The 24,665-nt window shown below is 57.3% G+C and carries 17 protein-coding genes and 3 pseudogenes; 18 read left to right on the forward strand and 2 right to left on the reverse strand.

Going from position 1 to position 24,665, the window contains the following annotated elements; genetic code table 11:
• Positions 1-286 precede the first annotated feature (286 nt).
• Complete coding sequence (locus AC0L23_RS37890; protein ID WP_473358243.1) at positions 287-1,456, forward strand: M20 aminoacylase family protein; 1,170 nt, start codon at positions 287-289, stop codon at positions 1,454-1,456.
• A gap of 579 nt (positions 1,457-2,035) precedes the next feature.
• Here AC0L23_RS37890 and AC0L23_RS37895 read toward each other — a convergent pair.
• Positions 2,036-3,229 carry a glycine C-acetyltransferase gene (locus AC0L23_RS37895; protein ID WP_473358244.1) on the reverse strand — a complete coding sequence of 398 codons (1,194 nt, stop codon included), beginning with the start codon at positions 3,227-3,229 and terminating at the stop codon, positions 2,036-2,038.
• Between the two features lie 13 nt (positions 3,230-3,242).
• Positions 3,243-4,190 carry an aminotransferase class IV gene (locus tag AC0L23_RS37900; protein ID WP_473358245.1) on the reverse strand — a complete coding sequence of 316 codons (948 nt, stop codon included), beginning with the start codon at positions 4,188-4,190 and terminating at the stop codon, positions 3,243-3,245.
• Positions 4,191-4,515: 325 nt separating this feature from the next.
• Here AC0L23_RS37900 and AC0L23_RS37905 point away from each other — a divergent pair.
• From AC0L23_RS37905 to AC0L23_RS37985, 17 genes and pseudogenes are all read left to right on the forward strand, one after another.
• Positions 4,516-4,802: pseudogene (locus AC0L23_RS37905) on the forward strand (3-keto-5-aminohexanoate cleavage protein); the annotation flags it as partial.
• Positions 4,803-5,404: 602 nt separating this feature from the next.
• Entirely contained in the window at positions 5,405-6,406 is a 1,002-nt protein-coding gene (locus tag AC0L23_RS37910; protein ID WP_473358258.1) for a 3-hydroxyacyl-CoA dehydrogenase NAD-binding domain-containing protein, read from the forward strand.
• Positions 6,407-6,644: 238 nt separating this feature from the next.
• On the forward strand, positions 6,645-6,893 hold the full coding sequence (locus AC0L23_RS37915) for a hypothetical protein (protein ID WP_473358246.1): 249 nt from the start codon (positions 6,645-6,647) through the stop codon (positions 6,891-6,893).
• Between the two features lie 45 nt (positions 6,894-6,938).
• Positions 6,939-7,713, forward strand: a pseudogene (locus tag AC0L23_RS37920) (CoA transferase); the annotation flags it as partial.
• Between the two features lie 272 nt (positions 7,714-7,985).
• Entirely contained in the window at positions 7,986-9,353 is a 1,368-nt protein-coding gene (locus AC0L23_RS37925) for a CaiB/BaiF CoA transferase family protein (RefSeq protein WP_473358247.1), read from the forward strand.
• A gap of 116 nt (positions 9,354-9,469) precedes the next feature.
• Positions 9,470-10,666 carry an acyl-CoA dehydrogenase family protein gene (locus tag AC0L23_RS37930; RefSeq protein WP_473358248.1) on the forward strand — a complete coding sequence of 399 codons (1,197 nt, stop codon included), beginning with the start codon at positions 9,470-9,472 and terminating at the stop codon, positions 10,664-10,666.
• 46 nt (positions 10,667-10,712) lie between these two features.
• Positions 10,713-11,870, forward strand: a complete 1,158-nt coding sequence (locus AC0L23_RS37935) for an acyl-CoA dehydrogenase family protein (RefSeq protein WP_473358249.1) — start codon at positions 10,713-10,715, stop codon at positions 11,868-11,870.
• Positions 11,871-12,537: 667 nt separating this feature from the next.
• A complete protein-coding gene (locus AC0L23_RS37940) occupies positions 12,538-13,587 on the forward strand; it encodes an extracellular solute-binding protein (RefSeq protein ID WP_473358250.1) in 1,050 nt (349 codons plus the stop codon).
• A gap of 420 nt (positions 13,588-14,007) precedes the next feature.
• Positions 14,008-14,922: an ABC transporter permease gene (locus AC0L23_RS37945; RefSeq protein ID WP_473358251.1), complete on the forward strand. Its 915-nt coding sequence runs from the start codon at positions 14,008-14,010 to the stop codon at positions 14,920-14,922.
• Positions 14,912-15,712, forward strand: a complete 801-nt coding sequence (locus tag AC0L23_RS37950) for an ABC transporter permease (RefSeq protein WP_473358252.1) — start codon at positions 14,912-14,914, stop codon at positions 15,710-15,712. Before AC0L23_RS37945 ends, AC0L23_RS37950 begins: the two co-directional genes overlap by 11 nt.
• Before the next feature lie 10 nt (positions 15,713-15,722).
• Complete coding sequence (locus AC0L23_RS37955) at positions 15,723-16,823, forward strand: ABC transporter ATP-binding protein (RefSeq protein WP_473358253.1); 1,101 nt, start codon at positions 15,723-15,725, stop codon at positions 16,821-16,823.
• An 89-nt stretch (positions 16,824-16,912) separates the two neighbouring features.
• A pseudogene (locus AC0L23_RS37960) lies at positions 16,913-17,695 on the forward strand (carnitinyl-CoA dehydratase).
• Positions 17,696-18,279: 584 nt separating this feature from the next.
• Positions 18,280-19,005, forward strand: a complete 726-nt coding sequence (locus tag AC0L23_RS37965; RefSeq protein WP_473358254.1) for an aspartate/glutamate racemase family protein — start codon at positions 18,280-18,282, stop codon at positions 19,003-19,005.
• 32 nt (positions 19,006-19,037) lie between these two features.
• Entirely contained in the window at positions 19,038-19,511 is a 474-nt protein-coding gene (locus AC0L23_RS37970; RefSeq protein WP_473358255.1) for an acyl-CoA thioesterase, read from the forward strand.
• 73 nt (positions 19,512-19,584) lie between these two features.
• Positions 19,585-20,466 carry a beta-keto acid cleavage family enzyme gene (locus AC0L23_RS37975; protein ID WP_473358256.1) on the forward strand — a complete coding sequence of 294 codons (882 nt, stop codon included), beginning with the start codon at positions 19,585-19,587 and terminating at the stop codon, positions 20,464-20,466.
• 534 nt (positions 20,467-21,000) lie between these two features.
• The gene (locus AC0L23_RS37980) at positions 21,001-23,040 is read left to right on the forward strand and encodes an acetate--CoA ligase family protein (protein ID WP_473358259.1); all 2,040 of its coding nucleotides are present in this window, start codon (positions 21,001-21,003) and stop codon (positions 23,038-23,040) included.
• A 40-nt stretch (positions 23,041-23,080) separates the two neighbouring features.
• Entirely contained in the window at positions 23,081-23,923 is an 843-nt protein-coding gene (locus AC0L23_RS37985; protein ID WP_473358257.1) for an enoyl-CoA hydratase/isomerase family protein, read from the forward strand.
• Positions 23,924-24,665 lie beyond the last annotated feature (742 nt).

Genomic DNA, 24,665 nt, shown 5'->3' on the forward strand with positions numbered 1-24,665 from the left:
GTCGTTGTCGTGACCGACGCTGGCCCGCAATTGCTCACTTCTCGTGCTTCCCGCACGATACCGGTGGTCGCCAAATAAACCGACAGAAAGCCCGCGGCGTAAGGAAGAGCCATGCCGAGCTCGCCGTAAGCCTCAAGCGACCATCATGTTTTATTGGCGTTACGGCTGTACCCCAATGGCCACATGGGAGCGACGGATATCGGCAATCGGACAGCGAATGGGGCCGCTCAAGGGCGCGCTGCACAGGTGCCATCATCGTAGTGGATTGGTAAGTTGAGGGTCTAACATGCACAGCGTTGAACAGTTCCGCGGCTTGCAGCGTGAGGTAACCGCGTGGCGCCGCTATCTTCACGAGAATCCCGAGCTCGACTTTCAGGTACATAATACGGCAAGGTTCGTGGCCGAGAAGCTCGCCTCGTTCGGTATTAATCACATCGAAACGGGGATCGCTGAAACCGGCATCGTTGCCTTGATTCAAGGGGAGGGGGGAGACGGTCCCACAATCGGATTGAGAGCCGACATGGATGCGCTGCCAATCCTGGAAGCCTCAAACAAACCATGGACTTCGAAAGTACCGGGTAAAATGCACGCGTGCGGGCACGATGGCCATACTGCTATGTTGCTGGGAGCCGCGAAATATCTTGCCAGGACGCGCAACTTCAAGGGCTGCGTCGCACTGATTTTTCAGCCAGCGGAAGAAGTCGAACTTCCCTCTGGCGGCCTAAAAATGGTCCGGGAAGGAATCATGGACCGCTTCAGCATCTCCAAGGTATTTGGGATGCACAACGCGCCGGGCACCGACGTCGGCAGATTCGGTATTTGCGATGGGCCGATCATGGCCTCGCAGGACGATTTTGACATCGTCGTGAAGGGGCGTGGCGGCCATGCGGCCAAGCCGCACGAGACCATCGATCCAGTCGTGATTGCGGCACAGATCATCGTCGGCCTGCAAAGCCTCGTCTCGCGCAACACGAATCCAATTGATTCCCTCGTAATCTCCGTAACCAAGTTGAATGCCGCTAACGCCTACAACATTATTCCCGATCACGTCGAGATGGCTGGCACGGTCAGAACTCATGTTCCTGACTTGCGAGATTTCGCCGAACGCCAGATCATGGCAGCCGCCCAAGGCATAGCGCAGGGATTTGGCGGAGATGTTGAGTTTAAATATTGTCGGTCCGTCCCGGTGACCTTGAACCACACCGATGAGACGAACCTGGCGATCAGGGCGGCACGCCGTCTCGTCGGGTCCGCTTCAGTGGACGAGAACATCAAGCCGCGTATGGGGGCCGAAGACTTTGCCTACATGCTCGAGGCCCGGCCGGGCGCTATGATTTTCATTGGAAATGGACCGACCGCTGGTGTGCACAACCCGGCATATGATTTCAATGATGAAGCTTTGCCGTATGGCATCGGCTATTGGGTGAACTTAGTTGAGACATTGCTAGCAGCCTGACCCCGCATCGTGGCGCGAGCGCATTGAAGCGATGGTTGCTCGGTTTCGCAGCGGAATGTCGTCGACGAACGGCGGGTGCAACTCATCCGCTGGAAGGCCGACTTATGGCCCGACAGAGCATTGACGCACTCTGCACGCGCCTGCACGACAGCTAGAGGGCCGCATCTGCGCGAACCTGACTCTGGGTTAGAAAGAAGCTCGCCATTGGGACGATCATCCCCTCGTCCAGTTTGCGGGCCTGCTTATAAGCAAGCCAGCTCAAGAACATTGCTGACCTCAGATCAAGGCGCGGGTGGGGCAACAGGGGTTCATCAACACCTGCGTGACGCCCAAAGCACAGCGTTTGGTCCTGTGATCAAGTACCCTTTCGTGAGATGGCGAGATCGATTCGGATGTGAACGCAGTGACTAACCTCAGATCCCAATCTTATCACCCTCTCCTCTGGGACATGAACATTCAAAAGCACGAGTGGGCCAAACGGCAATGGTCAGAGCGACCGCGCCGACGCAGCACGGCAACGCAGCGCCTCGCGGGGATGGGGATGCCTGGCCCCACCAATTTGTTGAAGCTGTTTAGTGCTTAAGTCCTCATAACATGCGGCCGGGCTAATTGGAACGCCGTGATCACTTTTTCGATGTCATCCGCACAGTGAGCCGCACTTACCTGCATGCGGATCCGCGCAGCACCTTCCGGTACTACAGGATAGGAGAACGGAACGACGAGAATGTCGTGCGCACGCACAAAGTCAGCAATCTGGACCGCGACCGCTGCATCCCCGGTCATCACGGGCACAATTGGGTGATCCCCGCCCAACACTTGAAATCCAAGATCGCTCAATCCTTGACGTAATTGACGAGTGCGAGCAGCGAGATTGTGCCTCAGATCGTCTGCTTTTTCTGCCAAGTCAATTGCCGCCAATGAAGCCTCACAGATCGCGGGCATCAGTGAGTTTGAAAAGAGGTATGGGCGCGCACGCTGTCGCAACCAGCAAATGATCTCACGACGTCCCGAGACGTACCCTCCCGACGCACCGCCAAGTGCTTTGCCGAGCGTGCCCGTAAGAATATCGATCTGATCTTCTAACCCGTACCGGGCTGGCGTTCCACGCCCTTCTGGGCCAATAAACCCTACGGCGTGAGAGTCATCGACCATGACCAACGCGCCATAACGCCTTGCAAGTTTGCAGATTCCAGGCAGATTAGCCGTAGCACCATCCATGGAAAACACGCCGTCGGTCACAACGAGCACTGTTCGGCAGGTACTTGCCTCGCTCAGAGCCTGCTCTAGTTCGCTCATATCATTGTTAGCATAGCGAAAGCGCTTCGCTTTGCAGAGCCGAATCCCATCTATAATGCTCGCGTGATTCAGGCCATCGCTGACTATCGCATCATCAGCGTCCAGCAGCGCCTCAAATAGTCCGGCGTTCGCATCGAAGCAGGAGCCGAATAGGATCGTGTCTTCCGTCCGAAGATAGCTGGAAAGCCTGTTTTCAAGCGCGCGATGAACTGAGTGCGTTCCACAAATGAATCGCACCGAGGACATTCCAAAACCATGCCGCTCGAGACCGGCATGTGCGGCTTGCACCAGGGCTGGGTGATTGGCCAGGCCGAGATAGTTGTTGGCGCACATGTTCAGAAGCTCGCGCTCGCCGAGTGCGCGCAGCTGAATATGCGTCGACTGGGGCGAGGCGATCTCTTGTTCGAATTTCAGGAGTTTCCGCGATGATAGCTGATCGAGATTGCTACGAAGTCGCTGCCCAAGTTGCGATCGCATGGTTCATTTCCGATCAAGGATAAAGAATGGCAGTCGACCAAGCGGGATCAGCGTGCTTTTGCCAGTAGAGATCCGTCAGCCGGCGGGTGATGGATCCGACCTGCCCTTTGGAAATCTTGGTTTCATCGATGCGCGTCACTGGCATGATGCCGCCGGCAGTGGAGGTAATGAACACCTCGTCAGCCTTCTTGATCTCGTCGCGGCTGATGTCGGCTGCAGTAGCGGCTAGTCCGATCTCAGCACAGAGATCGAGGACGGTTCGACGCGTGATACCCGGCAACACACCAAAAGCCGGCGTCCTCAACGATCCATCCTTTACAAGAAACACATTGAAGCCAGGTCCTTCCGCGACATTCCCGTTCGTGTCTAGTATCAGCGCCGACTCCGCGCCTTTGTCGTAGGCGTCGAAAAGACCCTTCACGAGATCTAGCCAATGATAGTTCTTGATCGTAGGATCGACCGAGTTAGGCGGAATACGGACGGTCTCGCTGATCGCCACGTGCAAGCCTCTTTCCAATTGTTGCTTGTTGGCAACCGAGCCATAAGGCACAGCAAACGCGATAAAGCGGTTCTCTGCTTGACGAGGATCGCGACTGAATGTCGGCGATGATCCGCGCGTGCAGATCATCTCAACGTAAGCCGATTTGTGGCCCGACAAGGCGACACACTGATCGAGGATCGACGCGATGTTCTCGCGGTTGCAAGGCAGCTTCATTCGAAGGCGTTCAACGCCTGCCAAAAAACGATCAAGATGCAAATCCAACCGGAAAAACCGGCCGTTCCAGACGTGCACCGTGTCGTAGGTTGCGTCTGAGTGCAACAGACCCCAATCGAGCACAGAGATCTTGGCCTCGGACATCGGCAGGTACTGCCCATCCATGAAAGCGACCCCATGAGGGTAGCGCCGGTGGTCGATGTGATGCTGATCGATTGCTGAAAGCACAGTTGAGGGGTTTGTCATCGGAGTCATTTGCAAGAGGGGGGATTGAGACAAGCGACGAATTCTTGCTTCGGGAAAACAAGGATCTCGGACATGGTGCTCCATCAAGATGTCGAGGATCGGAACGGCCGGCCCACTGAACTTAGTCACGGTTGGACGTTAGCAGCCCCACGAGCCGCATTCCTCCAATGTGGCACCTCGTCTGGCCTAAATTCTGCGTCCGAACGGAATGGGTGAAGCTTTCATACGATCGAGACGCGCCTTGAGTATCCCCTCCATGCCGATGGTCGCCCGCTGTTGCACGATCAAGATCTGGGGAATTCCGTGACGCAGAATGTGTGTATCCGTGGCAGGTATGAAACGACCGGCTGACTTGTTCGGATCAGACTATCTGGTTGATGCTGGGAGCCGGCCGCAACCAAATGAAAGTGGGGGCCATCGCCGCAGCTATCGGGGGCCATGTACGTGTCGGCCTCGAAGATTCGCTCTGGAGTGCGCGCAAACTGGCCACCAGCAGTACCGAGCCAGTGCGGATCGCTCGCAATTATCGAAGAGTTAGGTCGAACGGTCGCCACGCCCGACGAAGCTCGTGAGCTTTTGTCGCTCAAGGGAGGCGATGCGGTGAATTTTTAACCATCGCGACAGTGGATGATGGCGCTGATCGCCGCAAGATCGTCCCGAGCAGGAGTTCGATCGTTGAATTTCCTTAGCGTGGAAGGCGCGCGCAATGCAGACGTCGCGAGCCCAAGCGTCAGATAAGGCACAGAGAGGAAGAGGTGATCGGTTGTCCCGTAAACGGCACGATGGCTTCGCAGCCGGCGACACCGCGCGGCGGTCAAATAGATCTCTGTTGGTTTCCGCGGCTCTGAAGCGCGTGTCGGGAGATTGAATGCTTCAAGTTGTGGCGATAATTCGCAGTAATTCTGCTTCGCGACCGCTCATATTAGTGAACCTCAGCTTCATGAGCCCGGTACTATCTATTTTAAGGGCGCCGATACGCCGATACGACGTGAACATCTTTTCGGATGGAGCAGCAACTGTGTGGTGACAGCACCTAGCGGGGTATAGCTCGCGCGTTGCGGTGGTCTACGAGCAGCTTCCTCGAGTGGTGACAAATGGGGTTGGAGCCCGTGTAGCGGGTGGTAGAGATCTCGATAGAGTTCGGGGCGCGCGAGACGGATGCGCTCAAAATCATGCCTGAGAGTAGAAGGTCAATGTCTAAGAATTCAAAGTTCATGTCTGGGAAGCTGCCGCGGACGGTCGGGTTGTTGGGGGGTGGGACGATCGGCGGCGGGTGGGCCGCACGATTTGCCCTCAACGGAGTAGATGTGCGGCTGTATGATCCAGCTCCCGGTGCGCTCGAGCACGTTCAAAAGACTTTGGATCATGCCCGCCGGATATACGAGCGACTGACGCGGGCTCCGCTACCAAAGGAAGGTTCCCTGACTCTTGCGGAGACGGTAGGCGACGCCGTGCGCGACGTGGATCTCGTGCAGGAGTCTGCGCCGGAGCGCTTGGAGCTCAAGCAGGAGCTGCTCACGACCGCCAGTCGGGCGGCGCGACCCGACGCGCTGTTCTGCTCTTCGACGTCGGGTCTTCGCCCGTCGTTGCTGCAGGCGAAGATAGAGCATCCCGAGCGTCTGCTCGTTGCGCACCCGTTCAACCCGGCGTATTTGCTCCCGCTCGTCGAACTGTGTGCCGGACAACAGACGGCGCCCGACGCCATGGCGCGAGCGGACGAGATTTACCGGATGATCGGTATGCACCCGCTCGTCGTGCGCAAGGAAGTTGATGGATTTATCGCCAACCGGCTGCAGGAAGCGATGTGGCGCGAGGCGCTGTGGTTGGTGCGCGATGGTTCGGCGACTGTGCAGGAAGTCGATGACGCAGTCCGCTACTCCTTTGGCTTGCGTCGAGCGGTGGTCGGTCCTTTCCGGATGAGCGGCGGGGGGGCCGGGATTCGCCGCTACCTAGAGCAGTGGGGACCCATGCTGAAATGGCCGTGGACGAAGCTCACCGACGTGCCGGAGCTCACCGGCGACTTTTTAGACACCCTGGCCGAGCAATCAGACGCGCAAGTGAAAACAGATAACCTTACAGCCACCGAGATCGTATCTAAGCGCGACGAGGCGCTTGTGGCCGTGCTGCAGGGGTTGCGCGATCAGGAGTTTGGCGCGGGCGAGACGCTGGCGCGGTGGGAGCAGGGGCTGCGAGACCACGCTGGGAACAAGGATTAGAAAGTTTGGGGCCAGCAGTACCCAGGCTAGCAGTGGATACGACGATGCGCCAGCGGAGGGCTCACGAGTGCCTGCTAGTCCGAGACAGCTAACGAGCGGGCGTGATTGTGTGGAACGAGCTGGCACAATCCCCGGCCATGCTGATCGTCGAACTCGGTAGCGGCAGATGAAGAGTGCTGCAGGCTTTTCAGCGGAATAACGCGCCACGCATATCTGGAATGAGGGTAGCGTACGAATCATGATTGCCGAAGGTGGGGTCGTCCTAGGGCATGCTTTGGTTTTAACGCTCGGCAAGGCCAATGCGATCGCGGGCGGACCGCATTGTGTGGCCATCGCTGACGGGGACATCGTTCGGATGAACTCTCTGGAGCTTACGACGCGGAGCCATGTTGAAAGCTGGATTCAGTTCCTCGCGCCGGTTATCGTTTCCGCTGCTATCGGGGAGGCGACCCGCCCTGAGCTTGCCTCTTTCGCAGGCGGACTATGACATGTTCGCCACCGCCAGCGTTAAGCGCCGTACAACAGTGACAGCGTGCCCCCCAGTAAATGCCTGCGGCGGTCAACTCTTCCGCTCTTCGGTGTCAAGACCGTTGATTTCGTCCAGTACATCGCCGGCCCGGCAATAGCGATGATCCTGGCCGATTTTGGCGCTACTGTCATGCATATCGACTCGCCAGCCGGTCCCCTCTGGGACGGCCCTGCCAATGCGACCCTTAATCGAAACAAGCTGATGGTTTCAGTCGGCTTAAAGACTGAGAAAGACTTATCGCAAGCACAAACGCTGATCGCCGACGCGGATATTGTCATCGAGAATTTCCGTCCGGGAGTTTTGAGCCGGCTCGGCATTGACTTCAGCGACTTGCGCAAGACTTGCCCAACCCTGATTACCCTTTCCATTCCCGGCTTTGCTTCCAACCATCAACCCCGTCGCGAGTGGCGTGCCTTTGAGCCCGTCATCGGGCGTCCTCCGGCTTATTCACCGACATGGGCTTGAATCGTGTGTTGAAGGGTATCGACGCGTCCTTCTCGCCGCTACCACTCCCATCGACCTACGGTACGGTGCTGTCCTTTTCGGCTACTGTGCTGGCGCTTCAGGCGCGGGAACGCAGCCGAATCGGCGACCACATCGAGGTGCCTCTTGCATGCGCAGTCATGGAGGGGCTCGCATATAGTTCGATCGGCATTGACCAGCTTCCGCTTCGCTACAAGTCGCACCGTGAGCGAGAGATCGCCCGGCGGCGCGAAGGCGCTTGCCGACGAACCTCTCCTGTGAGGAGGCGCAGGAGCTCCTTATCCGCAACTATAAATTCGATCGCTACGCGATCCGCTTGCCTGTCGGAAAAACCTATGTGCTGACTCCCGCGGAACAATACGGCGCGTCGATGCGGCAAGTTCTGCAGGACTGCAATACCGCGAAACCGAAATTGACGCGCTGTCCGGCGCGAAGTCGTAAGTGAAAGCTGGAGCACCGAGTATCTGCCCAGCTGAGGAGAAGGCCAATGCGCGCCATGGAATGATTCGTCGGTGCTTAACAGGGATGAGAAGTTCAAGTTGGGATCCATCGCACCGCATGTGAGACATGAACGACAGATCCCGAAACGCAAAGCTGGGTTCTGAAGCTCTACTAGCCGAAAAAGCACCACCAACCGGAACCGAAAACAGATACGCTCGGGACCAAGAAAAACAGTACGAAGGGATTACTATCATGATCGCCGATCGAGCAGCCGGTAGACCGGAGACGGGGGATGCAGGCGCGCAAGACCTTGCTCGCCCGCTCCACGGGATCCGTGTGGTGGACCTCACGCACGTCTTGGCTGGCCCACTTTGCACCACGATCATGGCGGACTTGGGAGCAGATGTCGTTAAGGTCGAGAGGCTTGGTGCGGGGGATGTCTCGCGCCAGGTGGAGCCCTTTCGCGAAGGAGAGAGCTATTATTTTGCCGCTCTAAATCGGAACAAGCGCAGCTTGGCCCTTGATCTGAAGCGGGATGTCGCGAGGCAAGCACTTGAGAAATTGGTGCAGCGAGCTGACGTTTTGGTCGAGAATTTCCGTCCAGGTACGCTTGACTCGCTCGGTTTCGGTTACGATCGTCTTTTGGATCTAAATCCAAGGCTCGTCATCTGTTCTATCTCGGGATTCGGCCAGACTGGTCCGTTGCGAGACTACAAAGCATTTGACCTCGTGGCCCAAGCGATGACGGGGTTGATGAGTCTGACCAGAGAGCCGGGCAGGCCTCCTTTGCGTATTCATATGGGCGACATCCTTACTGGGATCTATGGCGCCCTCTCGGTCGCATCCGCTTTGGTCGGCCGCCTCAACTCCGGTAAAGGGTGTGTCATTGACCTGAGCTTATTCGAAACGCTCCTTACAACGTTCCCATACTTCGCAGGCAATTACTTGGCTGATGGCGAACTCCCCCCGCCCATAGACGCCGGTTCCAGCGCGGTCCCGTATGGTGTCTTTCCCGCCGCCGACGGGGAGCTTGTCATCGCAGTCTACGGCGATCACATGTGGCGGTCACTGTGCTGCGGCCTAGAGCTACCCGGACTCGCGGCAGATGCAGAGCTGAATACAAATGCTGGGCGTGTCCAACGATGGAAGGAGGTCGAGGCTGCTCTCGTCGAGCGGTTGAAGGCGAAGACGGTCGCACAATGGTGCGAAATATTGGCCACCGCCGGGATTCCGCATGCTCCTATGCTTAGCGTCGCTGCTGCACTGGATCATCCGCACACCCGCGCTCGGGGCATGATCGTCGAGTTCGAGCATCAAAAGTGCGGCACTATCAAAGCAGTCGGTAGCCCCATTCACATCAACGGCGCTCCAATCCCGGGTTCTGCAACTCCCGGACCGATGCTTGGGGAGCATACCGAACAAGTGCTCGCTGAACTCGGTTTCAACTCAGCTACCATTGCCCGGCTTCGGGCCGAGGGCGCAGTCGGACCATGATGTCCCTGAAGTCGAGCAAAACATTCAACTCATGTGAGGTGGAGAGATGCTCATCACGCGCTCACGACCGAACAGTTTTCGCAATTTACGGCTGAACATATTACCGGGAAAATCCGATGGATCTCGCTTTCACAGAAGATGAGCGGGCGTTCCGTTACGAGCTACGCCAGTATCTGCGTGACAATGTGCCAGCCGAGACGCGGCGCAAACTTGTGGAAGGCCGGCCATTGTCGAAAGACGAGATGGTCGCCGGAGCACGTGTCCTCAACAAAAAGGGAATCCCATATTGGCCCAAAGAGTACGGCGGTGCAGGATGGTCCCCGGCACAGCAGTACATTTTCGAGGAAGAGGTACAAGCATTTGCCGGGGCGGCCGTGTACGATTTTGGTGTGTCTCTGATCGGACCGGTGATCTATACTTTCGGCAATGAGGCGCAGAAGAGCTATTACCTGCCCCGGATCATCAACGTCGAAGATTGGTGGTGCCAAGGCTTCTCGGAACCTGGGGCAGGGTCCGATCTCGCCTCACTCGGGACTCGGGCCGTGCGCGACGGGGACGACTACGTCGTCAACGGTCAAAAGACCTGGACCACGTTGGCACAACACGCCGATTGGATCTTCTGTCTGGTACGGACCAATCCCGATGTGAAGAAGCAACTAGGGATCTCCTTCCTTCTTGTCCACATGAAGTCGGCGGGGGTCAGTGTCCGTCCGATACAGCTGATCGACGGCGGCTATGAAGTTAACGAAGTGTTTTTTGACAATGTCCGCGTCCCGGCTAAGAATCTCGTCGGCGAGGAAAATAGGGGTTGGGAATACGCGAAGATGCTGCTCGGCAACGAGCGCTTTGGCGGAGCCTGGGTCGGCGCTTCCAAGGAGCGCATCCGGCGCATCAAGAACCTTGCCGCGCGGTCTCGCGCTGGCGCGGAGCGGCTGATCGAGCAAGCAGCGTTCCAGCAGAAGGTCATTGAAATCGAAGTCCAGTTGAAAGCGCTAGAACTGACCCAGCTTCGCGCCGTCGCCAACGCATCAAAGCAGCAGAAAGGTGTCCAGGATCCGGCCAGCTCCATCCTCAAGCTCAAGGGAGCGGAACTTCAGCAGGCGACGGCCGGGCTCCTTATGGATGTGATCGGACCTTATGCCCTCCCCCATCTCTCGGAAGAGGAGCTCGAGGAGCGCAACCGCCCTCCGATTGGACCTGATTGGCCGTCGATGATCGCGCCCACTTACTTCTATAGCCGCGCAGCATCGATCTACTCGGGATCTCGAGAGATTCAGAAGAACATCATCGCCAAAGCTATCCTCGGGCTCTGATAATTCGAGGGTCAGTAGCACCGTCTCGGTTTAGGAGAATTCTAGAGTGGATTTCGATCTATCGGAAGAACAACGGCTTCTCAAGGATAGCGTCGAGCGACTGCTGCTTGAGAGCTACCGCCTCGAGGATCGCCGCGTGTATCAGGCGGGTGAGCGGGGCTTCAGTGATGTAATGTGGTCGCGCTACGCCGAGCTCGGCCTTCTGGCATTGCCATTTTCGGAAGAACAGGGTGGCTTCAACGGCGGTCCGGTCGAGACCATGATTGTCATGGAAGCGTTCGGTAAGGCGCTGATCCTGGAACCCTATTTCGCGACTGTGGTTCTTGCAGGCGGTGTACTTCGACTTGGGGCGAATGAACATCAAAAGGCCGCGCTGATACCAGCGATTGCCGAGGGCCGTACGAAAATGGCCTTCGCCTATGCCGAGCCGCAATCTCGCTACGACCTCTTCCATGTTGAGACGCAGGCGAAGAAAGTCGGCGACGGATGGCTCCTTAACGGCACCAAAGGCCTAGTCCTTCACGGCGAGGCGGCCGACACGATTGTTGTATCAGCACGGACGGCAGGGGATACACGCGACGAGGACGGAATCGGGCTCTTCCTTGTCGATGCCCACGCGCCGGGTCTCCGAAGACGTGGTTATCGGACACAGGATGGTCTGCGTGCCGCCGAGATCACGTTCGAAAAGGTAAGTGTTGAAGAGGCCAATGTCATCGGCAATCCGGCAGGGGCGTTCGCGGTCATTTCTCGGGTTGCGGACCAGGCGGTTGCAGCGCTTTGCGCAGACGCCGTCGGCTCTTTCCGCGAAATGCTAACCATCACCGTCGACTACCTTAAAACCCGCGAGCAGTTCGGGAAGACGATTGGCAGCTTCCAGGTGTTGCAGCATCGGGCAGCCGACATGTTTGTGGAGTTGGAGCAGTCCCGCTCGATGGCCATGTATGCCGCAATGATGACGGGCGAAGCCAACGTGACCGAGCGCGCGCGCGCAATTTCAGCGGCAAAAGTCCAGATTGGTCGCTCTACAAAAGTGATTGGTCATGAATCGATCCAACTGCACGGCGGCATCGGGATGACAATGGAGTACAGCATAGGCCACTATTTCAAGCACGTCATCATGCTCGACACCTTATTTGGCGATGCCGATTATCACCTGAGCCGCCTTGCCAAGCTCGGAGGACTCACCAGCGAGCAAGCGACTTGAACAGAGAGGCCGCGGCCACTTGCGGTTCATCTTGTTCGAAAGCTAGTGAGATAGTCTCGGTTCCACTGATAAAACCGGCGGCTCTGCAGACCTGATCTGATCTCCACTGTGGCCCCAACGTAGTGCCCTCCAGCCCCCTCTCGCGCTCGAGGCGTGGTCATTAACCTAGGCACCTCAGCGTGGGGGCGCCCAAATGCCAAACCGGCGGTACCCAAGTAAACGTTGTACTGAAACGTTCGCTGCCGTGCCGACTGACTCACGCGCCCAGAAAGCACTGCCTCGATTGATGCTCGATTGCAAGAAGGCTTCGGGCTTTCTCAATTAGGCCCGGGCATCGAAGCGCGTGCGGACGCTGCGATAGTTCGGAATATACAACGCAGTGCTTGGTTGGCGCGCTTAACCATCGCACTTCGCGATAACGCGCTCAATTTCGGCAACCTCGGCGGCAAAATTGGTGAACTCGACCTTGAGCTATCGCCTAAACTGAGGCCATGCGGCCACCGCTGTCTCGGCCGAGCAGCGCTGGCGCGCTGATCGCCCATCTTCCTTTGAATGGAGGTCGGCGATCGGCGGAGGAAAAGCAGAGATCATTTGTTCCTAAACTGCTGAGAAGCGGTCAACGCTTCCAAGCTGTCGACTGACCAAGTTCACTGGGAGGAGAGTCGGGATGAAACGGCGAACATTTCTAAAATTAACGATGGCGAGTGCTGGCAGCGCGCTGGCCACGCCATACGTAAACGCTCAATCGAAAACGTTCGCCGGCATCACATTGCGCATGAACGGCTTCGGCGGCAAGTGGGACGATGCGCTGCTGAAGGCAGCCGCTCCGCTAGAGGATAAGCTTGGGCTGAAGGTCCAAATGGATACCGGCACCCAATCGGCGCAGCTGATCAAGCTTCTCGCTCAGAAGGACGATCCCCCGTTTGACGTGTTTCAGGCTGATAGCCCTTACATGATCGAACTGACTCGGAATAGTATGATCAAGGAGATCAAGGCCACCGACGTTCCCAACATCAAGCGGATACTTCCGGGCTTTCGCGAATTCGGGGATTATGGTGTGCCGATCACATTGACGAGCATGGGGCCGGCGTACAATCCGAAATTTGTCAAGCCGCCCCTGACGTCGTACTCGGATTTGGCTCGGCCAGACTTGAAGGGGCGTGTCGTCGTTTTCCCTGCGACTTCAAGTCCCGGCAGTCTGTTCCTTCTTGGTCTTGCCGAAGAAAACGGCGGCTCGATGTCGAACATGGAGCCGGCATTCAAGGCGCTTGAAGCGGCGAAGCCCAATATTGTTGCTCTCGCCCAGTCAACAACTCCCCAGATGCAAATGTATCAGGCAGAAGAAGTCCATGCGGGCGTATTCTGGAAGTACGGCACCTCCCATTTGAACAGCAAGGGAATTGCGATCGAGTTCGTTGTCCCACCAGTAGGTATCTACTCCGTGACAACCTATCTAAACGTGGTGAAGGGCACGAAGTTCTCGGAAGCCGCGCACGCCCTTGCTGAGCAGTTTCTCTCCGACCAGGGGATGCTCGCGATAGCTGAGGGAACGCGGTCCGACGTAGCTACCGATTTCACATTACCCGCAGAGCTTAGTAATAACGTCGTGTTCAGTTCGCCTGAACGCATTGCCCAGAAAAAGACAATTGACTGGCAAAAGTGGGAAGAGGGCCACGGTGCTCGCATTGAGCGGTTCAACAGGATCATTCGAGGTTAGATCCGAACGACACTCTCAGGCCGCTGAGGGCTGCCCCGATCAGCGCCGACCTGAAGATGAACGCGAGGAGCCTCCTGTCGTTGCGCCCTAGCGGTAGGCGCCCGATTCCGTGATGACTCCTCTTAGAACCGAATTAGGCGCGACAGGCCTCAAGTCGAATGGTTCGCGATACTGCCAGTCAGGGAATCCACGATGATCAACAGAACTATTCGTTGTGAGCAGACGTTTATGTCACGCGGATCACTGTCAAGCGGCCGGGGAAGATGAATGCGCTCTGGGTCGAGCGCTCGGGTCGGGCAAGTGGACTTTCTGAAGGGCAGATCGGTTTCAGAGGCAGGTCTCGAACTGAAGACGGCTCTCCAGCTCTCACCCGCTGTCGCCGGCGGAAAGCGAAATCATGAAATAGCTAGGACGGCGGGATTGAAACTCATCTCAACGCTTCTTGATGGCACCGTGGCGAAGCCGCTGCTAAATCGCAGAAACATGACGATTGTGCTTTTGCTAGCCCCAATGGTCTTGCTTCTATTCGGATTTTTAGTAGTGCCCGTATTAGCGCTACTGCGATCAAGTTTTCTGCCGGGTAATCGTCTTCTCGAAGGAACTGGTTTCAGCCTGAAGCACTATCTGATGTTCTTTTCGGATTCTTATTATTCGTCAATGCTGTTGGAAACCTTCGTTGACGGATTAGTTGTGACTCTAGTCTGCCTGGCAATTGGGTTTCCCACCGGATACTCACTTGCTCGGCTCCCGGTTTTCGCGCGCCGGTGGCGAATGATTATTGTAATCTTGCCGCTGACTCTCAGCCTCGTAGTAGTTGTATTCGGCTGGTTGATCATACTTGGGCGCAATGGCCTGCTCAATTCTTTCCTTGTAAATCTCAAAATCTTATCCACGCCAGAAACCTTCCTTTTTAGTCGGCCAGCAGTAGTGGTTGTCTTGGTGCAGCAGTTTCTTCCATTCATGATCTTGTCGGTCATGAGTGTAGTGACGCAGATCGATCTTGTACTCGAACAGGCGGCTGCAAATTTGCGTGCTAATCGGTTCGCTACGTTCCGCAAGGTGATCATTCCAATTGCTCTTCCCGGCATTCTCGTTGGGTTCAATCTCGTATTCGTGTTGTCGATCTCAGCATTCGTGACGCCTCGGATCATCGGCGGAAGTCGCGTCGCTATGTTCGGAAGCCTCATTTACGAACGCATGATGGCGGAACTGAATTGGCCATCCGGGGCAGCAATGGCTGTGGTGCTATTCGTCTGCGGACTTGGCTTCACAGCAGCTCTCAATGCTCTCGCGGCTTCGCGGTTCATCATCGGGGGGCGGCGCCGTGAAGTCTGATCTTCTTGATTATCTGATGCGTGTCTCGGGAGCCGCAATTCGCGCGCTCGTCTATTCGATGTTGGCAGCCCCCGCGATCCTGGTGATTGCATCGTCTTTCACCAGCAGCGATACGATGGAATTCCCTCCAACCGGGTTTTCTCTGCGATGGTATCAAGCCGCGATCGAGAGTGAGCGCTTCATGGGTGCGCTTTGGACCAGCACTTACATTGCCGTGCTAGTTGCGCTCATCGCTCTGGTCATTGGATTCGCCGGTGCGTTCGCGATCAATCGATTTTCCTTTCGCGGAAAAGCGGTTCTGCTAGCGCTGGCCTTCTCGCCATTGGTTGTCCCTGCCGTGGTACTTGGGATCGGGTTGTTACAGCTGTTCGTGTGGCTCAATCTTGCCCGGACAATCTATCCCTTACTCATTGGTCATCTCGTTCTCGCGATCCCGTATGTTGTGCGGACGGTTCTCGCCAGTCTCGCCCTTCACAATCAACAACTCGAAGAGGCGGCGATGAATTTGCGAGCGACCCCGTTGCGGGTCATTAGGCGCATCACTCTGCCCCTCATTTTGCCTGGCTTGCTGTCGGCTGCGATCTTTGCTTTCGTTACATCGTTCGGAAACGTAACCGTATCGTCATTCCTCACCTATGGTGGGCATGCGACGCTCCCGGTACGGATCTTCGCTTACATGGATAATAGCTACGACCCGCTCCTGGCGGCGGTGTCGAGCATCATGATCGTAGTGACGCTGGCCATCATATTGTTAATTGAGCGGCTGATCGGTGCCGAAAGATTGGCGTAAGGGGAACGATGTGTCGAAAGAGCGAGAAAAGAATGGGGGCGAAAGCGACGAGTTTGTCGTCGAATTGCGCTCTGTATCAAAATACTACGGCGAAGTAGCCGCTGTGGCAGAGACCTCCCTTGATGTTCGACGCGGCGAGCTCCTTTGCCTGCTCGGACCGTCGGGTTGCGGTAAGACGACGACACTGCGCATTGTCGCCGGCTTTGTCGAGCCGACTTCCGGTACCGTGAGCATTAACGGCGTCGATATGACACACCAGCCGCCCTATCGGCGGGACACTGGAATGGTCTTTCAGAGCTATGCCTTGTTTCCGCATATGACGGTCGCCGAAAACGTCGCATTTGGGCTAGAGAATCTGAAATGGCCGCGCGAAGAACGTGAAAAGCGTGTTGAGGAGATGCTCAAGCTCGTTGAGTTGCCGCATTTAGCCAAGCGATTGCCGACCCAGCTGTCTGGTGGGCAGCAACAACGGATTGCGCTTGCCCGCGCGCTTGCAATGCGGCCAGCATTGCTTCTGCTCGATGAACCGTTTTCGAATTTGGATGCGCAGTTGCGGGTTCGTGTGCGGGAGGAGCTACGGGAGGTCGTACGTAGGGTCGGCGTCACGACCCTTTTTGTGACTCATGACCAGGAGGAGGCGCTTACGATGTCGGATCGCATCGCAGTCATGAACGCTGGTCAAGTCGAGCAGATCGGTACTCCTGGCGAAATCTATGAGGCGCCAGCGACATCATTCGTGGCAAAATTCATTGGTTGGTGTTCTCTGCTGAATGGGGCCGTAGGGCCGGATGGCGCTTTCACTTCGTCTGCTGGCCTTCGTCTTACAGGCCATTGGGCGGCGGGGCCGGGAACTGCGGTGATACGCCCCGAACACGTCAGGCTCTCGTTCGACGACGCAGCTGCACCCTCTCACCAAGCCCGGGTACTTCAAGCTCATTACTACGGAGGTGCGACTCGAGTGGTACTGGACGTGCAGGGAGAACAGCTCACGATGCAGGAGCGCTTCTCGTTTGGGCGCCACCCCAAGGTCGGGGATCTTCTCAATGTCAGCATTAACACGGGCGACGTTCGTATCATTTCGGCGAATGGAGCGTCTCTATATACGCATTAGCTTAAAGTTGAACTGAACCGCTCCGCGGCGTTCGACAACGGGCAAGCGCGATGTCTGATCATCGCTATGTTGAAAACAGGAGAAGGAAGGTGAGTGAAGTTGTAACTACGCGTCGGGAGGGCACGATCCTCGAGGTCACGCTCGACCGACCGAAGGCCAATGCCATCGACCGGAGCACGTCGGTTCTGTTGGGCCAGATATTCCAGGCGTTCCGCGACGATCCGGAGCTACGGGTTGCCATCCTGAAGACCGCCGGCGATAAGTTTTTCTGCGCGGGCTAGGACCTTAACGTGGCGGCGGACCGCGACGAGATTAACGCTGACTACGGCGTCGGTGGGTTTGGCGGGCTGGAGAGACTGCGCGACCTGAACAAGCCGGTGATCGCCTGTGTTAATGGTATGGCGGTCGCCGGCGGGTTCGAGCTGGCGCTTTCCTGCGATCTGATCTATGCGTCCGACCATTCCTCATTCGCTTTGCCGGAGATCACCGTCGGACAGCTTGCGGCCAGCGCAGCGATCAAGCTACCTAAGCGCATCCCCCACCACATTGCGAGAGAGCTTCTGCTCACCGGGCGCTGGATGGATGCCGCCGAGGCGAATCGCTGGGGGCTGATCAACGAAGTGGTGCCAAAGGAAAAACTGGAGCAACGCGTCTGGGAGGTTGCAAGATTGCTCGCGGGCGGGCCGCCGCTCGTCATTGCCGCGTTAGAGGAAACCATGCGTGTGGCTGAGGCGCTCTGCTACCAGGACGCTATCACCCGCGTGAGCAGCCGCCATCTTGCGACCGTCGACAAGCTGTACGGCTCCGAGGATCGTGTGGAAGGCGCCCGGGCATTCTCGGAAAAGCGCCCCCCAGTCTGGAAAGGAAGGTAGACGAGCAGACCACGCCGCGAGACCGCCGAATGGCATCAACAGCAGCTGCAATAGGATGTGACTGCACCGCTGACGGACGTCATTGAGGAAAAGCGAGAGCTGCCCGAACCATGCTTGCACCGACTTACTGCCGAACAACTCGGACACCTCGTGCCACGAGATGCCGACCGTCGGAGGTGGCGCTGCGGAGCTTATCAAGAGCAGGGCTTCCCCCCGGGGCAATAGTCAGGGTGAGCCGCGGCCATTCACCATGGTTTCCGCCCCGCATTTCGCCAGCTGGAGAATACCTGAAACTGGATCGTGCTGTACTCGAACAAGCACCGACAGCTTGCTGGACCTACGGCGCAAAGGCACTAGGTTGAAGGTTGGGTGTGGGAGAAAACCTGCCTCTGGCGCGCGGAAGCCTTGGAGTGCGGCTGAACCCTCTCACCATGATCAGAAAGGCTAATCATCTCGCGGGTGCGAAGCTTCGCGATTCTGGATAAAACACACAATTCCGACCGGTTTTGTACAGAATTCGGAGAAATCCGTCGCCGTCGGGTCTCTATAGTCGATCTGTCACGCCTTACGATTTGGACGTCTCAATGACATCGAAGAACAAAAGCTGTCTTGGAATCCTGGACTTTGACCGTGAGCCCGGCTGGGTGCGACCCACCCCGCGTCCCGGTTCGCTCATGAGCTCGGATACTTACGGATTTCCCGTCCTCATCGAGAGCGTCAAAGGATCGACCGTAGATCGCACAATGAGCGGCGATATTGCGCTCGTGCCGGCCTACGTCGCCGCCGCGCGCAAGCTCGTCGAACGAGGCGCCGTCGCTATCGGTTCGAACTGCGGTTTTGCGATCCGCTATCAGGCCGCCGTCGCTGCTGCAGTGGACGTTCCTGTGATGATGTCGACCCTAGTGCTTCTGCCGTCGATGCTACGCCAGTTGGCGCCGAGCGCTCTGGTCGGTGTTGTTACCTCGGATTCGACCCTCTTTACCGAGGATCTTCTTGGCGTCGCCGAGCCGACGGAGCGCGCAAGGGTTGTCGTTGTTGGCATCGAGGGCGGCAACATGGCGCGGAATTCAGCCATGAACCGGCCGACCGAGCCCGCTGAGGTCGAGGAGGATGTGGTCGCCTGCGTCTCGCGGTTGCTTGACGCCAATCCGAAGGTTGCTGCGCTGCTGTTCACGTGCACCTTGTTCCCGGCGATCACACCTTTGATACGTCGCAAGTTCGGGCGGCCAATCTACGACATCTCCACCGCGTGCCGGCTTGCACTCGAATCTGCTGTGTCCACCGGGCTCGTACGCGCTCCGAACGAATAGCCCCGCTGGGCTGGCCACGAACGGTAAATCGCATGATCTTCATTTATCGCTGTCCTGTTCAAGCGTCTTGGATGGACATCAACGGGCATATGAATGTCGTCCCGTATTTCAACGTGTTTTTCGATGCTTATACTCTGGCGTGTCGAGATCTCGGACTGGGTCAGACCTATTTCGAGCAAGGTCAATCCATGTTCGCGGGCGATCTGCACATAACCTACGTCCGTGAAGTTCGTGCAGGTGCCACCCTCACGGTCGAGACACGAGTCATCGACTTTGACGCAAAACGCTTCGTTCTCCATCAAGAGATGATCGACGACCGCGATGGTGCGCTCGCGGCAACAGCGGAGCATGTGCAGCTCAATGTCGGTGTCACGAGCCGCAAAGTCGAGCCGTTTCGTACCGAGGTTCTCGAGAGGCTGCGGAAGGCACAGCAAGATGAAGGCGAGAGCGCGCCGCGGAACGTCGGTCGCGCAGCAACCCTCAAGGCTGGAGCACCGGCCCGATAACTAACCGACCCGCAATTTTCGGAACCTCGCCTCTGGGGGCGGTCCTAACGGTGCCAATAGACAGGAGTTCTAGATGTCCCGAAAAGTCGTTCTAACGTGCGCGATAACGGGCGGGAATGCGGCAGTCGTCGCAAAGCATCCAGACCTTCCCAAGACGCCTTCTCAAATTGCGGCATCAGCCATCGATGCCGCAAAAGCAGGCGCTGCCATTGTTCACATCCACGTTCGCGAAGAGGACGGCACGCCTTCGAACCGTCTGGAGCTTTATGACCAGGTCGTAAAGAGGCTGCGCGAATCATCGACCGATGTTGTCATCAACCTGACGTGCGGAATGGATGGGTCAATTACACTCGATTCCCTGGATCCGCCCACGCTCGGCAAGGCCACCGTACTCAAGAGCCCAAGGAACCGCGTCCTTCACGCGATCACGTTGAAGCCGGAGATCGCCACACTCGACTGCGGCCTGTTGGCATTCGGCGAGTCAATCTATGTGGCTCGAATGTCCGACCTGCGCGAGATGACGAAGCTGATGCAAGATGCGGGTGTCAAGCCGGAGATAGAATGCTTCGAACTCGGCCACATCGAGAACGCCAAAAAGCTGATCGCGGAGGGCACACTCAAGGGGCCGCCGCTATTCCAGTTCTGCCTCAGCACTGGCAACGGTGCCCCCGCGGAACCGATCGTGATCCAGGCGATGAAAGAGATCCTGCCTCCCGGCGCAATATGGGCTGGGTTCGGTTGCGGTCCGGACGAAATGCCCACGGTCGCGCAAATCGTGAGACTAGGAGGGCATATCCGCGTCGGCCTGGAAGACAATATCTACCTGCGGCGCGGCGTCTTGGCATCCAACGCCGCACTTGTCGACAACGCGGTCGGGATCATTGAGCGCATGGGCGCGAGCATCGCCACGCCAGCCGAAGCACGACACATGCTCGGGCTGGTGAAGCGCGGCTAGAACCTACTTCCTGCAGGCGCCGCCGGAACTGGCGCCTGCCGTGAACGCGTCGGGCGAACCGGCCGGCCTTTATCGGATTCGCATCTGTGCTCCAAAACAAGAAGATCGGGACGGCGCGACCTTGAAGGGCGCTGGGCGACCTAGGCGTCGTTTGCCAGCTCGTCGGTAATTTGCACGAGACAGTATTGCAATGGACGCCGGCACCTTACCGCCGCACTCTTAACGCGCTCGTTGTGTCACGCTGGGCAGTCGCATCCTTCGAGCTAACACGCGGCCATTTCTATCTCAAGTTCACGGACTTCGCGAACGGATGACCGCAATGCGAGGCGCTGCGCGAGACCCTCGCAATTCGCAGGATTACTTCTTCCGGCGTCTAACTATTGCAGGCTAACTGCATTGGCGTGACTTACACTTCAAACTCCTTGCCAGCTCTATTGAAAGGACAGCGTACTGAAACAGCCCCGCTCTCTTAAGCCCACTCCGGCAAGCAAAGGCTCGCTATCTGCCCTCTTCCGACCGGAATCGGTAGCGGTAATCGGCGCAAATCCGGCGTCGGAAGTACGTAGCCAATCGCTCGAATACTACAGGCGGATCGGCTATTCGGGAAAAGTGGCCGCGGTGAATCCAAAGTACGAACAAATCGCTGGCTTTCCCTGCTATCATTCCCTCAAGAGCATGCCGTTTGTGCCTGATGCTGTCCTCATTCTACGCAATCGTCAGGGATCAGTAGCCGCGCTGGAAGAGGCGGCGAAGGTCGGAGTACGCGCCGCGGTCATCCCTGAGATCGGATTTGCGGAGTCCGGAGGTGCAGAAGGAATTGCGGCGCAAGCCCGGATTGTAGAAATTGCACGAGCGACTGGAATGGCCGTGCTGGGCCCGAACTCCAGTGGGTTGATCAACTGGATCGACCGAGTGCATCTAAACATTTCATTGGCCGAGGTATTGAAGCCAGGCTGCGTTGCTCTCTTGTCTCAGGGCGGAGGAACAAAACTCGCTTTGATGGGAGGTGGACGCGGTGTGCGTTGGAGTCACGTCGTCACCTGCGGCAACGAAGCGGTCACAGGTAGTGCGGATTTCCTTCGCTACTTCGTGGACGATCCCCACGTCCGAATCATCTGTGGCTTCGTCGAAGCAATTCGTGATCCAGAGAGTTTCTTCTTTGAGTGCGACCGGGCTCGCGCTGTCGGCAAGCCTGTGATCCTGCTAAAGCCCGGACGCACGGAGGCGTCTCGCGAACTGGCTACCGCGCATACGGGTGCGCTGACCGCGCCCTATCGATTCTACCGCGAACTGTTCAAGAGACACGGCGTGGTGCAGGTGGATTCGATTGAGGAACTACTCGCCTCCGCTCTAATTGCGCAAGCGGGACGCTCTCCAGGCGAAGGAAGGCTTGGGGTGGCCTGTCCGTCGGGTGGGCTAGTCCAAATGTACGCGGATGAGTTGGGAAAGTGCGAGGCGCTTAGCTACGCCGAATTCCAGCTGGAGACAATGAACGAACTTCGCAGCTTCTTGCCCGACATTATCGCATGCAGAAATCCCCTAGATTTCTGGGGTATTGAAAATCTGGAGGAGGACTCCAGGAGGATCTTCCAGGCGATAGCAAGCGACCCCAATGTCGACGTTTTCGCAACTCTTTACGATCCAAGTCATCTTGGTCGAAATGGTGCGGCATACGAAACTTGGGCGGACTGTGCAGTAGAAGCGGCCGCGAAAACGAGCAAGCTCGTGATGCTGATGACACCAGTGGATGGTTCAACGTCGCCTGAGAAAATCGAAAGCCTGCTCGATGAAAATGTAGTGGTCCTGGGGCAGCGAGAGGCTTTTCGGGCTCTTGATCGTGCGGTGATATGGTCCCGTCCTGTGCCGCCGATTGCAGATCAAGCGCCGATTGAGGGATCGAGCATGAAGGAGCGGCTTTATGAGTTCGGCGGCAAGCCATTTTCGGGAAGGCCGGCGCTCGAGTTCCTGGCTGCTGCGGGGATCCCCGTTGTCGAAAGCCGTTTCGCCGGAAGCGTTGACGCTGCAGTCAGCGCCGCGAAAGAACTCGGATATCCGGTTGTCGCAAAAATCGGCGACACAAATGTGCTTCATCGAACCGAACTATCCGGTGTCGTAACAAACCTGAGAGATGATTTGGAATTGTCCTCAGCGGCGGCCGCACTGTTCGCCGCTGGGGCGCAGGTCCTCATCATCCAATCATATGTGCGAGACGGCGTCGAAATGATTTTAGGTTTGGAGACAGATGATATTCTCGGGTCATTCGTTGTGCTTGGCCAGGGCGGAATCTGGACCGAAATCATGGGGGACGCCGCGCTTCGCCCGGCGGGGCTCCGAGCCGGCGAACCGCAAGAGATGATCGCTGAGCTGCGCGTACAGAAGCTGCTGCAAGGATATCGCGGCGCTCCCCCGCTCGATACGAAGGCTTTGATTGATGCTGTCGGACGACTCGACGCGATCGCCGGGACACTCGGCAATGAGATTCGTTCTATCGACATCAATCCGCTGTTCGTGCGCAAGCAAGGCGTCGTCGCAGTAGATGCGCTCGTCGTACCAGCCAACTCGCGCGACAACTGAATTGTCAGCGCGGTTTAGCAACCAGTAAAGGAAGAATATTATGGAATACACCGCCATCACTTACGGAGTCGACGACCGGGTTGCGCGGATTACCCTCAATCGACCCAAGAAACTGAATGCCATCTCCATCAGGCTGCGCAAAGAATTCCATGACGCGCTAGCGAGCGCCGATCGTGATCCGGAAGTTCGCGTGATCGTCGTTAATGGCGCCGGCGGACGCGCATTTTCCGCCGGCTTTGATCTCAATGATGAGGATGCCGAAGTGAAGGCCGGCGGCGAGACGCAAAGAACCGTCAACGATTGGAAGACGATCGTCGATGATTGCTTCGACTTCCTCTATTCTCCTTTCAAGTGCTCCAAGCCGGTAATCGCGATGGTCAATGGCTTTTGCCTGGGCGGAGCGATGGATCTCATCTCGATGTGCGATCTTCGCTACTGCTCTGACGACGCGCGCTTCGGGGCTGTCGAGGTTCGGTTTGGGCAGCCTGTTATGATGATGTCGATCCCGTGGATCATAGGTCAACGTTGCCGTGAGCTGATGTACACCGGAGATCTGTTCGACGCGCAGGAAGCATATAGGCTCGGCTTTGTGAGCCGCGTCTATTCGAAAGATCAGCTTGAGGAAGAAGTCACCCGGATCGCTAAACGCATCTCGCGCGTCGCTATGCCTACCTTGGTGTGGCACAAGCGTGCACTGAATAACACCATGAATGCGGGAGGGTTCGATTCTGCTTTGCGGTACGGCGCCGAAGCGAGCTTGATTATGGAGAACTCAGACTCCGAGTTCAAACGATATGCGCAGATCCAGCTCAACGAGGGGACGGCGGCCGCTAATCAATGGATAAACTCGATCTTTGCGCCTTTCGAGAAGAAGAACGATTGAGTCATCTGCAACCGGAGGAGTCCTGATCATTGAGTATGCGGTCGACGGGCCGGGGTTCAAGCTTGGTGAACGGATGCCCTCCAATGACGACTTCTTAGGCGCTCCAGACGCTCGGGACATAGGTGTTGCCGTCGTCAATTCCGATAGCAACACTTAATCTAAAACGGCGGGTCGCGCGAATTAGGGTTGATGGATCACGGGGGACTGCAGCGCCTCCGATCACTCCCCGAAGGCGTGATCGTCATTGCAATGCATGGTGCCCAGCGCCGGACCCAAGCTAACGCTTCCGTCTCCCCGCGTCTTGCTTCCGATTTACAGTCTGTTCGCTGATCATGCGCGCCGAGCCGCGCCGTTTCCGTGCGCCTGACCGGTTGCCGCCAAAGTAGCATTTAGTCAGGAAGGAAAAGTGGCACGCAGCACCAGGGTGGAGAGCGCTTGCGCGAGATGCTTAAACTGATTCAAATAGCATCCATACGAGCGGCAGCTTCGAGGTACGCACACGACGATGACCGCCTGACCGCCTCCAGCGCGATCGGAGAGACCGGCTTGCCCTTCTGCCCTTCTTACCTTCCCGAGCATTTTTCTCGATGCCTGCCAGCTCGAAGAAGTCCCGCCGCGCATGGGCAAAGCATAACGCCGGCGTAATCGGCAGCACTTCTTCTAGACTGTATGTCCCCCCACAAAATGAGGCGACTCACCCTCGATGTTGCGACGAGGGTTGCCCGGATGGACCGGGTAGAGC

Source organism: Bradyrhizobium sp. MI1.4 (assembly GCF_055811315.1).

What these genes read in the sequence shown, in the direction of transcription:
- AC0L23_RS37895 (WP_473358244.1), bottom strand. Translation starts at nt 3,229, where the DNA reads ATGCGATCGCAACTTGGGCAGCGACTTCGTAGCAATCTCGATCAGCTA.
- AC0L23_RS37965 (WP_473358254.1), top strand. Translation starts at nt 18,280, where the DNA reads ATGACATCGAAGAACAAAAGCTGTCTTGGAATCCTGGACTTTGACCGT.
- AC0L23_RS37925 (WP_473358247.1), top strand. Translation starts at nt 7,986, where the DNA reads ATGAACGACAGATCCCGAAACGCAAAGCTGGGTTCTGAAGCTCTACTA.
- AC0L23_RS37915 (WP_473358246.1), top strand. Translation starts at nt 6,645, where the DNA reads ATGATTGCCGAAGGTGGGGTCGTCCTAGGGCATGCTTTGGTTTTAACG.
- AC0L23_RS37985 (WP_473358257.1), top strand. Translation starts at nt 23,081, where the DNA reads ATGGAATACACCGCCATCACTTACGGAGTCGACGACCGGGTTGCGCGG.
- AC0L23_RS37930 (WP_473358248.1), top strand. Translation starts at nt 9,470, where the DNA reads ATGGATCTCGCTTTCACAGAAGATGAGCGGGCGTTCCGTTACGAGCTA.
- AC0L23_RS37940 (WP_473358250.1), top strand. Translation starts at nt 12,538, where the DNA reads ATGAAACGGCGAACATTTCTAAAATTAACGATGGCGAGTGCTGGCAGC.
- AC0L23_RS37910 (WP_473358258.1), top strand. Translation starts at nt 5,405, where the DNA reads ATGTCTGGGAAGCTGCCGCGGACGGTCGGGTTGTTGGGGGGTGGGACG.
- AC0L23_RS37890 (WP_473358243.1), top strand. Translation starts at nt 287, where the DNA reads ATGCACAGCGTTGAACAGTTCCGCGGCTTGCAGCGTGAGGTAACCGCG.
- AC0L23_RS37970 (WP_473358255.1), top strand. Translation starts at nt 19,038, where the DNA reads ATGATCTTCATTTATCGCTGTCCTGTTCAAGCGTCTTGGATGGACATC.
- AC0L23_RS37975 (WP_473358256.1), top strand. Translation starts at nt 19,585, where the DNA reads ATGTCCCGAAAAGTCGTTCTAACGTGCGCGATAACGGGCGGGAATGCG.
- AC0L23_RS37900 (WP_473358245.1), bottom strand. Translation starts at nt 4,190, where the DNA reads ATGACAAACCCCTCAACTGTGCTTTCAGCAATCGATCAGCATCACATC.